Raw genomic sequence first — 1,220 nt, 5'->3', positions numbered from 1 at the left:
GCGGGTTAAAGCCTCAATAGTCTGGCGGTCAGTCGACGACAGGACAAATGGTGTGAGTGGTCTTCCCATCCAAAAGCAACGTCCAATCTGCCTTTTTGTTCAAAAAACTCTCCTGACTAAGCACTAGGTTGTACGGACAATTATCTTTGCGTTCGTGAGCAATCTGGATGAAATCAGTGACCGTGCGTGGGCTGCCTTGGCCCCGCATTTGTCGGGCAAAGCGGGCGATGTAGGCCGAACAGGAGCCGATAACCGACTCTTTCTCAACGCTGTATTCTGGGTAGCGCGCCACGGGTGCGCCTGGCGTGCGCTGCCGCCCCGCTTTGGCACGCATGACACGCTGCGCAAGCGCCGCCGGCGCTGGGCCCAAAAAGGGATTTGGCAACGCTTGTTTGAGGCCGTGCAGGAACCCGACCTCGACTGGGTGATGCTTGATTCGACCGTGGTCCGGGCCCACGCGCAGGCGGCGGGCAGCCGAAAAAAAGCCGCGTCGGCGACGAGGCCCTTGGCCGCAGTCGCGGCGGGCTGACGACCAAAATCCACGCCCTCGTCGACGCGCTGGGCAACCCGCTGCGCGTGGTGCTCGGCCCGGGCCAGCAAGCCGACTGCCAGCGCGTGGCCGAGCTGCTGTCAGTGGCCAAGACGGCAGGCAATGTATTGGCCGACAAAGCCTACGATACGGATGCGGTGCTGGCCAGCGTGGCCGCCATCGGGGCACAAGCCGTGATTCCACGTAAAAAGAACCGCTTGGTCCAACGCGTCATTGACCGTAACCTGTACCGTGACCGGAACAAAGTGGAGCGCTTTTTCAGTCGCCTCAAGCAGTTTCGTCGCTTGGCCACGCGTTACGAAAAAACGGCCAGCAGCTTCCTGGGAATGGTCCACTTCGTCTCTGCCCTCTTATGGCTTCACTAATTGTCCGTACAACCTATGGCGGTTTCGTGAACAGTGCGTCCTAAGATGCCGTCTTCTCGTATAGCGGAAGATGACTCCCTACTCGCTCGATTTACGCACCCGCGTGGCGTCGGCTTGCCAAGAGCCCGGCGCTTGCAAAGCGGAAGTGGCCCGGCGTTTTAGCGTGAGCCTGACATTTATGTCTCGTCCGGCTATAGCTATACAGGTGGAGGGAGTAATCCGGCCTGCGCTTTACAGGCCGGGTTGGTAATCCGGATTGGACTTTACAGGCAGACAAGATAGGCAGCGGTTTTTCTTCCGCCGCT

Annotated in this window: 1 pseudogene; it reads left to right on the top strand. The window is 59.3% G+C overall.

The features are described from left to right. The first annotated feature begins 154 nt into the window (after nt 1-154). Nucleotides 155-915 (top strand): annotated as a pseudogene (locus E5J99_RS20905) (IS5 family transposase). The last annotated feature ends 305 nt before the right edge of the window (nt 916-1,220 follow it).

It is taken from the genome of Hymenobacter elongatus, from assembly GCF_004745955.1.
Classification (GTDB): domain Bacteria; phylum Bacteroidota; class Bacteroidia; order Cytophagales; family Hymenobacteraceae; genus Hymenobacter; species Hymenobacter elongatus.
The sequence above is the reverse complement of the archived record's forward strand: the minus strand, read 5'-3'. Positions and strand labels throughout refer to the sequence as shown.